General features: G+C 40.3%; 8 protein-coding genes and 1 tRNA gene (1 of these 9 cut by a window edge). 3 read left to right on the forward strand and 6 right to left on the reverse strand.

The window, feature by feature from the left end; translation table 11 throughout:
- Positions 1–543: 543 nt before the first annotated feature.
- A complete protein-coding gene (locus PNC201_RS23155; RefSeq protein ID WP_102058605.1) occupies positions 544–1,131 on the forward strand; it encodes a CBS domain-containing protein in 588 nt (195 codons plus the stop codon).
- A gap of 130 nt (positions 1,132–1,261) precedes the next feature.
- On the opposite strand, the gene PNC201_RS23160 is transcribed toward PNC201_RS23155, so the two are convergent.
- Positions 1,262–2,179 (reverse strand): M14 family metallopeptidase, encoded by a 918-nt coding sequence (locus tag PNC201_RS23160; protein WP_102058606.1) that lies wholly within the window; start codon positions 2,177–2,179, stop codon positions 1,262–1,264.
- 91 nt (positions 2,180–2,270) lie between these two features.
- On the reverse strand, positions 2,271–2,678 hold the full coding sequence (locus PNC201_RS23165; protein WP_010607541.1) for a hypothetical protein: 408 nt from the start codon (positions 2,676–2,678) through the stop codon (positions 2,271–2,273).
- A gap of 425 nt (positions 2,679–3,103) precedes the next feature.
- Between PNC201_RS23165 and PNC201_RS23170 the strand changes: the two genes are divergently transcribed.
- On the forward strand, positions 3,104–3,496 hold the full coding sequence (locus PNC201_RS23170) for a hypothetical protein (RefSeq protein ID WP_010607543.1): 393 nt from the start codon (positions 3,104–3,106) through the stop codon (positions 3,494–3,496).
- A 130-nt stretch (positions 3,497–3,626) separates the two neighbouring features.
- On the opposite strand, the gene PNC201_RS23175 is transcribed toward PNC201_RS23170, so the two are convergent.
- Complete coding sequence (locus PNC201_RS23175) at positions 3,627–5,159, reverse strand: PAS domain-containing methyl-accepting chemotaxis protein (protein WP_102058607.1); 1,533 nt, start codon at positions 5,157–5,159, stop codon at positions 3,627–3,629.
- 370 nt (positions 5,160–5,529) lie between these two features.
- Between PNC201_RS23175 and PNC201_RS23180 the strand changes: the two genes are divergently transcribed.
- Positions 5,530–6,240 carry a MauE/DoxX family redox-associated membrane protein gene (locus tag PNC201_RS23180; RefSeq protein WP_102058608.1) on the forward strand — a complete coding sequence of 237 codons (711 nt, stop codon included), beginning with the start codon at positions 5,530–5,532 and terminating at the stop codon, positions 6,238–6,240.
- Positions 6,241–6,295: 55 nt separating this feature from the next.
- Here PNC201_RS23180 and PNC201_RS23185 read toward each other — a convergent pair whose 3' ends face one another.
- The 3 genes from PNC201_RS23185 to PNC201_RS23195 all read right to left on the reverse strand — a co-directional run.
- Positions 6,296–7,063, reverse strand: a complete 768-nt coding sequence (locus tag PNC201_RS23185) for a DNA/RNA non-specific endonuclease (protein ID WP_010607546.1) — start codon at positions 7,061–7,063, stop codon at positions 6,296–6,298.
- A 684-nt stretch (positions 7,064–7,747) separates the two neighbouring features.
- Positions 7,748–7,824: transfer RNA gene (locus PNC201_RS23190), tRNA-Pro, on the reverse strand.
- A 163-nt stretch (positions 7,825–7,987) separates the two neighbouring features.
- A protein-coding gene (locus tag PNC201_RS23195; protein ID WP_010607547.1) for an alanine/glycine:cation symporter family protein crosses the window boundary here: on the reverse strand, positions 7,988–8,966 show its 3' portion. The gene runs 440 nt beyond the window's last position; the window shows 979 of its 1,419 coding nt (coding positions 441–1,419); the start codon falls outside the window, past its right edge; its stop codon occupies positions 7,988–7,990.

Below are 8,966 nucleotides of genomic sequence, written 5' to 3' on the forward strand. Positions count from 1 at the left end.
GATATCACAATTCAGCAAGGCGTAAATTTCATCTATATCAATGTATAAGTGCCGTGAAGCATACAATTTTATTTCCTTCTACTCAATGATAAAGACCCACGAGGTGGGTCTCGTTGAGGGAAGAATTCACCAGTACTTATCGTACCGGCTTGGTCTAATTTGGAATTACAGTTTTTCTAGTTTGACGCGGAATTCCAATGCCTAAACCAATTGTTTGATATTAGGGTGATAAATCCTAGCAAACATCTTCAGTCTAATTCGTTTGCTTAAATTTAGCTATTACACGGCATTACACTGAGATTACAGGAGTTTTAGACTTCATTGACTTGAATATATTCACTGAATAAACCATATTTTAATTAGAGAGGGGTGAGGTTAGCTCTCATGTGCTCGAGTTTTCGTAATCTCTCTTACTTTTCCAGTTACCTAAAATAATTTCTTACTGCCTTTGCACTGGTTGCTCTTTTTATTTTTAGCTGTGGATTGTTCACAGCAACATAAAAACCAGACTTTCGAAGAGCTTTATAGAAGCAGGAGTATAAAATGGGCCAATACAAAGCGTTAAAAACCGTTAAGTTGGAAGGAGGATTTCAGCTTTGTGATCACTTCGATTCAGAACCTTTAAATATGGACAGTAGTGCGATTAAGGTGGTGACTGACTTTACTCGCAGGCAGCCTCAGGTGATAGCAAAAGATGTCGATATTGATCATGCTTTATACATGATGAAAAATGGCCATGTGCGCTCAAAGCTCGTTGTCGACGAAGATGATAATTTCTTGGGAGTGGTAAACTGTCGCGACCTTACGGGTAGAAAGGTCTTAAGTGTTGCACAGCGAAAGCAGGTGTCGAGAGAAGATGTGTGCGTTGAAGATGTGATGGTGAGTAAAGAAGAGCTCTACGCTGTTCCCTATGAAATGGTTGCTAAAAGTACAATAGGAGATGTGCTTGAAACCTTACAAAGTTTAGGATTGCAGCACGTTTTATTGGTTGGTTCGGAAGGGCTCAGAGGTATGATCTCAGCTAGTGACATCGCAAGAGCATTGCATATTCCAGTGAGTATTTTGCAAAAACCGACCTCATTCAAAGAAATCTTTGGGGTTGTTAGCGGTAAGGAAGACTTAGCGAATTAGGTTTTATTATAACAGGTCGTGTTGTTTTCACCGGAAAAGTTTAGCGCTTAACAATATGACAACTTGGTAGATCCTGTTCATTCTCCTAGCTCCTAGGTGTGGTTTTTAACAAACCACACCTTCTGAAACCTTATAGGCTTTCGTTTTGTAGGTATTTAATGGCCCCTCTAATTGCTGCCACTTGACCCGCGATACAGTTTTCTGGTGTTGCGTTTTGACCATCAGGGTAAACTTCTGTTGTTGTTACAAAAGCGGCATTTGTCATACCCATACATAAACCTAGCGCAGTACCGTCATAATTAATCACACCGTGCTGTTCTAAATCAACACCGATTAACTGCCCATGGTCATCTGCATCAGCAATCTGTGTTACCGCAGCCACTTCTTCGATAATACGTTTTTGAAATTTAGCTTCCGGTTTTTGTGTATGTCCGACTAAATAGAAACCGTCAGGAATGTTCCAATTGTGATTCTCTTTACCATCTCTTGCTGCCAATGCTGGGCGGAATTCTGAGTTGTCGGAATCTGTGGTTTCGTGTAAATCAACATGACACAGAATATCCGCTGCTTTCTCATTGACAAAGTCTATTGCTGATCGAGACTCAAGCGCTGGACTATCCGCATAAAAAGAGCGATTAGGGTCAATGGCTTCTGGGTTCCAGCGGTTTATCGTTTCATAGCCCCAAGGACTCAAGCAAGGCAAGATAATGAAATTATAAGCCTGTTCATATTGTTGTGCTTCTGATTTGGCAAAAGCAAGAGCGCCATGTACACCGCTTGTTTCATAGCCATGCACGCCACCGGTAACCAGTATGGTCGGTTTGTTTTGCTGCCAGTTTTTTGTTGTTAATGCATATAGAGAATAAGTTTGGTTGGGGTAGTCAAGCTGACCATACTCGGTGACGTCAAAAGTGTGCTTGAGCGCTTCTATTTGAGTTACGACTTCTTCAGAATATGAGCGCTTTATCGATTGGTTTTCTAACCACAATGTTTTTTCTTTGGAAGTCCAAGGTACGCCGAGCGTACCTATAGCATATTGTCTTTGCATAATAACCTCGTTATAAGTTTAGGTTATCTTACTCAATGCCTCGTTTTGAAAGCAACTTTATGAGACTTACTACACGCGAATAAGGATAGGATTAAATGTACCCGAGTAGTTTAAGGCTATGTTGTTGCGCAAGATTGGGTTTGAAAGACCAGATCCTTAGTTCTCCGGTTGTAAGATAAAGTTTGGTGTAACTAAACCATAGTAATCCTTCTACGGAAATTTTTTCCACTTCTTCTGCTGGAATATAGTGCTTTTGACCTAACAAGCTGTGATAAACCACACCTTGATTGCAGATGATTACTCGGCTTTGACCACTGAATATTGCCCATAGCCCTGTAGCAATATAAAACATGATTGCCGCAGATAGCGTTAATTGGACAAACGAAATCATGCTAATTCTTTCAGATACTATTAAAGTATCTAAGATAAGCAAGCTAAGCGCGATAATAGAAAGGGAAATGAAAAATGATAAGTTCATTCCTAATTTTAACTCTTTCATTGTTGTTCCTATTTTTCTTTGATTGATTTTGAGAGTGTGCAAATTATTTCAACAAAATGAATCAATTGTGGAGGTCTAGAACTTTTCTTACTAATTCAAACTTTAAGATTGATGCTTTTTGGGGAGGCTGGTTCTTTATTCGTATGTATTGGTGCTTGTGACCAGCATACGTAACCCATTTTAGCGATACAGACCGTAATGTTGAAGGAGTTTGGATGCTTCTTATATTGTGAAAAATAAAATGTAATAAGTTGGACTCGATAGTCCTTTGACCTTTAACAAGCTTTGGAATGAGGTGTAAATGAACTTGCACTTTTTTAATATGACAAATGGAAAAAGTTAGCATATGTTTAAACATTAGCGTTTTTTGTTCCGTCTTGAAATATCTGTGATCTTAATTTGCAGAAAAGGGTTAAGGAAGAATTATGAAATTTGAACAGCTATTAAACCACTTTGATACTGGTGTTTGCGTCGATCAGATGCAAAAAGAAGCTCTAATTGATATCGCACTATTGTTTATTGGTGTTGACGGTGTCATCAGCGAAAGTGAAAAGCATGTTGTGCGAAAGTGGGCAAAAAGCCTACATTGGAACTCTGCAATCGCATTAGACGATTATATTGAAGACAGCCTGTCAAAGTCTGTTGTTGCGATAAAAAATAATGATATTGAAGCTTATGTGCAACACCGCATGAATAACATTATTGATGAACCGATGCGTAAACTTGCGAAAGATCTAGCCGTGCGTGTTATTGAAGCCGATGGCAATGTGAAACAGGCAGAAAAGGAGGCACTCGCCATTCTTGAGGCGGAACTATAACATTGTTTTATTTGCGAACTAAGTGGACCTAATTTGTCTAGTAAAATGCTTAGGTCCACTGATATTTAAGAGTAGTTACTGATTAGGCTTTAATGTACGCATACATTAAGTCTTGTTTCACTTTGATTTTTCATGTTTGAGAAAATTGCTGTATTAGGCGCGTTTGCTGCTCGATTTGAGTCAGCAATTCTTGACTTAAAATAAAAGATTTCTCGCCGTGCTCCGTGCCTTTCTCTGCGAGCGTAGTCACGCTGTCAACGTTTATGCTTATCTGTTTTACCACACAACTTTGTTGTTCAATGGCGGCGGCAACACTGCGATTTAAGTCGGCTAGATGCATCACATGGTTTTGAATGGTATCAAGGCTTGAACCGTTATTTTTTGCAAGATCAACACTTTGATTTGATAAGCTATTACTTTTTTGCACTGACTCAACAGCGGAGCTGGAAATATCATTTAGCTCTTTAAGTAATTGCGTGATTTCTTCTGTGGAAGTTTGTGTGCGTTGTGCAAGTGTGCGAACTTCATCTGCTACAACTGAGAATCCTCGCCCATGTTCGCCCGCTCGGGCGGCTTCAATTGCGGCATTTAACGCAAGCAAGTTGGTTTGATCGGCAATAGAGTTGATAACACTAAGGATATTTTGAATTCGATCATTACCGGAGACTAAGCGGTTCACGGCATTGTTCACTTCCATTAAATGCTCATCAAGGTAGTGAATCGAGTCGATGACATCCTTTACTGCGGCTTTACCACGCCCAGCCTGTTGTTCTGAGTTATTAGCCGCATCAGCAGCGTGGTTTACGTTTTCTGAGAGCTCGTCAATCGTTTGTGAAAATTCATCCATGCAAACGACCATTTCTTTTGCCTCGCTTGTTTGCTGCTTTAGTAGTTCAGCAACAAATTGGCCGCTTTGTGTAGTAAGTTTTGCATTTTCACTTACTCGAACGGACACGTCGTTTACTCTGCCCACCACCGCAGAAATTTTTGCCTTCTGCATTTCAAATGCTAGTGTAATATCAGCAACCCGATCGCGAGATTGACCGTATATCACAGACATTAAATCATTATCAAAAATCGTTTTGGCTTGTGTGAGCAAAGCTTTATATTTAGAGCGAAAACGTGCGGTTAACGCAATTGTGATGAATAGTAGAGTCAAAGGTAGCAGCGTAAACCAATGGTTGTTTAATAGCGATGCTAGAGGCAAAGTTATCGCGATGAAAAGCAATAACATAAATGAGAGGCGAGTGCTGTCATAGCGACTCGTTTTTTGTTGGCTATCAAGAGTGCGATAAGCATTTTCTGCGCGTTTAATTACCTCGGGAGAAGGACAAGTTCTTACAGATTGGTATTCAACTATGTTGCCTCGCTCGTCTTTAATGGGAGTAACAAAAGCGTTTACCCAATAGTAATCCCCATTTTTTGTTGAGTTTTTAACAGGTCCCATCCAAGATTGGCCATTTTGAATGGTAGACCACATATTTCTAAAAGCCGCTTTTGGCATATCCTGATTACGAACTAAGTTGTGGGGCTGACCAAGCATTTCTTCAATGCTAAAGCCTGATATGTCACAAAAAGATTGATTTGCGTATGTAATTCGACTGTCCAGATCCGTTGTTGAAAGCAATACACTGTGCTTGCCTAACTTTATTTCCCTACCCATTATTTTTGACATTTGTTTTTTATCTCGGTAGCTAAAGACAAGGCGAAATATAAATCTAAGACTTTATAGTCAGAAGGTTTTTTTACCCGAATTGCGCTTTAATAACGTGTTTTCTGACCAAGATCAGGTTTATCTTTGGTTACCTCATTCGAGGTTAATTTGATTGTGATGCATCAATAAATTCAACCAGCTTTCATGTTATTGAGTGTAATTAAAGGTGGTATGGAATTCGCTTTAGTTACAATCATTAAGCTGAAATTGCGCTAATGTCGGCAGATTTTTCTTAGCTGATTTACTCGGTCGGTAATTTCTACTTATGTTTGTAATAAAATAGGGGGAGCCACCAGTGAAAAATGCGACACTTTACCGAATGCATACCTCATCGCACATTTGCCCTTTTGGTCTCAGAGCTAAGGATTTGCTTTCACGAGAGGGTTTTTATGTAGACGACAGAGTGCTCAAGTCAAGGGAACAGACGGATGAATTTAAAGCCACTCATAACGTTGACACTACACCACAAATATTTATTAACGATGAACGTATTGGTGGCTATGAGGCGCTGCGTCGATATCTAGGTAAGCCGTCACATAAGGAAAAGAAAAACGTATACTGGCCAGTACTTTCGATATTTTTAGTCGCGCTGCTGGTCACATTCGCGATACAATTTCCTGTCAATAATCTTGTGGAATGGGTAATGCCCTTTATTGGGTTTTCCATGCTGTTACTCGCGGTACAAAAGATACGCGATGTTCATAGCTTTACAAACTCCTTTATCACTTACGATTTGTTAGCGATGCGTCACCTAAAATACGCGTATGCTTACCCCTACTTAGAGTTATATGCCGGCGTTTGCATGCTAACAACTTTGCCAGCCATTTATTATGCACCAGTGGCAATATTCATAGGGTTTATAGGCGCAATCTCAGTGTTTAAGGCCGTAAATATTGATAAAAGAGTGCTCAAATGTGCATGTGTTGGTGGTGACACTGATGTGCCTTTAGGTTTTATATCATTAACCGAAAATGTGGTTATGTTTGGTGCAGGGTGGCTTATGTTGCTCAGCTATTTTAAGCTAACCTAAAGTTCGAATAAGACCTGCTAGGCACTAAAGGGCTACCAACTGGTAGCCGTCACAACTAGCAACCTAGTGGTGCGCTAAGACCGCCGACTCGACCCTCAATGTCGGTGGCTTTATAGCTTGGCAGGCTGGGTAGGATATTCAGGCCTGCTCTTTGTTCTACTTCGTCAATGGTTACTTCTGTTTTGCAGTAATCAAGGTATCTTCCAGAAGTTTGCTCCATGATAAAAGCAGAAGCCTTCACATTTGAGCCAGCTATTGTGACGACGACCTTAAAATAGCCTGACGGAATAGTGTGAGATTCATCAGCACCAGGCAAGGTAGCAAAGTAATATTCATACAAGGGACCCGTGAACACATAGGCATTTTCGCCCGTTCGCACTAAACTTCTCACTGCATTCTCTAATTTAACCCATGGACCCTGATTAAGGTTTGATGATTGTGGGGTAATGTTCGAGAGATAGTTAGTATCGCTCCAATTGGATGTATTGGAAAACGACGCCAAAGGCACTTGATGACCTCTATCTGTATGGATAGTTGCCCACGCATCGCTGTAGTCACTTGGCTCTAGCGTGTATCTACTTGCAATTTTAGGGTCTGATTTCCAAGTTCTAGAACGGCTTGGTCCGTCAATTGTGCTTGGTGTGACTTTGTATGCTACCCAGTCCGCAAACTTTGTTGCGCGATTATTGCTAAGCACATATATAGGTCGCTCAACGATATCATTACTTGATGGTGTGCCAGTTGGGCAACCGTAGTTGCTACATATGTTGGTGTTTGCATTTGCAGTCGCACTGACTGCAAGCATGAGTATTGCGAATTTCATTTTAATCTCCGTGCTTAATTGAAAGTCACGCAATACTAGGTTGGTTATTTGTCAGTATTATTACCTTAATGTAAATATATTGTGTTTTGTGATTACTGCTGTTAGTTGAAAACTACTGTGAAAGAACCGATTTATAAGGCGTTATAGCTATAAATTATGTTAAGAATCCCTCATTTTCATTTTACTAATTAACTGGAAAATAGAGGTTAGGAGCAGAGCCGACATAATGGAATAGGCACAAATAATCTAAGCCTGAGTAATGCATGCCTTTTGGTCTTGTCACGTAGAGTACTGGAAGTAGAAACTACACTGTTTGAAGTTTAAAGTGAGAGGTTGTGTCGGGAGAAAGCATTTAATAGCCGACATCAGCGATATGTTTTGGTGTTCTTATTTCGGCAAATCAATCTATTCAAGCTGAATTAGCCATCAGAGTTATTCGTTTTTGAAGGCTTTGCCTCTGGCGGGAAATTTTTCTTACATTGTTTTAAGGCGCTGACATTGAAAGGAGTCGCTAGCGATGCTCATTGAGGTGAGCTTCTAGTACGTAAAAGAAAACAAAGTTCATAAGTCAGAACAGGAATAGCGAACGAAAATTGGAAAAGTTATATTACTAAGATACTAATACAGCGTATTTTACGAACGGAAATGAATGAAGTTAACTTATTGAATAGAGTGTAGAAAAGCTGGTCGGCATAGCAGGATTTGAACCTGCGACCCCTGACACCCCATGACAGTGCGCTACCAAGCTGCGCTATATGCCGACTTGTGCTTTACTATACGGATTTTTTTTTGAAAGGCAATAAGTGGTTGGTTTGTTTGGACATTAAATGAACTCAAGGGCGTATTTTTGTGTTCTTCGTCATTAATCCTGAATTTTATAAGAAGAAAGCGCACTAAAAATAAACTCTAGTGCGCTGTATTGGTCTATTTAGTCCAAATGCCTTTTGGTAGTGTTTTTTCTACTTCAGGGTTGGTACTAGGATCAAACTCTGGGGTTACGCCAGCTTTAAGCTGCTTTTTATAATCGTTGGCAAGCCATAGCACGACTTTGCGAAGCATAAAGAGTGCAACCACGTTTACTACAGCCATTAAGCCCATTGAAATATCAGCGAGTGTCCAAACCAGTCCAAGTTCGCTTACCGCACCAAACATTACCATACCTAATACACAAGCTCTAAATACCATCATGCCTTTCTTTGAATGGTGATCTAAAAACAGTAGGTTGGTTTCTGCATAACTATAGTTGGCAACAATGGAAGTAAAAGCAAAAAATAGAATAGCTACTGCAACGAAAATTGCGCCCCATTCTCCTACATGATGAACCAATGCAGATTGTGTTAATTCAATGCCAGTTAAACCTGAGTTTGGCTCGAGCTGACCAGATAAAAGAATAAGCGAAGCGGTCGCGGTACAGATCACTATGGTATCTACAAATACACCTAGCATTTGTACATAACCCTGTGATGCTGGATGGTTTGGATTTGGTGTTGCACTAGCAGCAGCGTTTGCAGCGCTACCCATACCCGCTTCATTTGAGAATAAGCCGCGCTTGATCCCTTGAAGCATCGCTTGCATTACGGCGTAGCCAATAGCACCAGCACCCGCTTGTTCAATACCCATTGCACTTTTTACTATTAACATAAATATATCTGGCAGCTGCGCAAAGTTCACAGCACAGACGTAAAGTGCAAGTATAAGATAAGCAACGGCCATAAAAGGCACGACAAGTTCGGCAAAGCGTGCAATAGTTTTTAAACCACCGAAGATGATAATCCCTGAAGCTGCTACTAACGCAATACCCATCACATATTTAGGCACATCAAAGGCAACGTTAAATGCTGCAGCAATGGAGTTGGCTTGCACCGCATTAAAGACGAAACCAAATGCAAGGATAAGGCAAAGT

The sequence above is a fragment of the Pseudoalteromonas sp. NC201 genome, from assembly GCF_002850255.1.
In the GTDB taxonomy this organism is placed as follows: Bacteria; Pseudomonadota; Gammaproteobacteria; order Enterobacterales; family Alteromonadaceae; genus Pseudoalteromonas.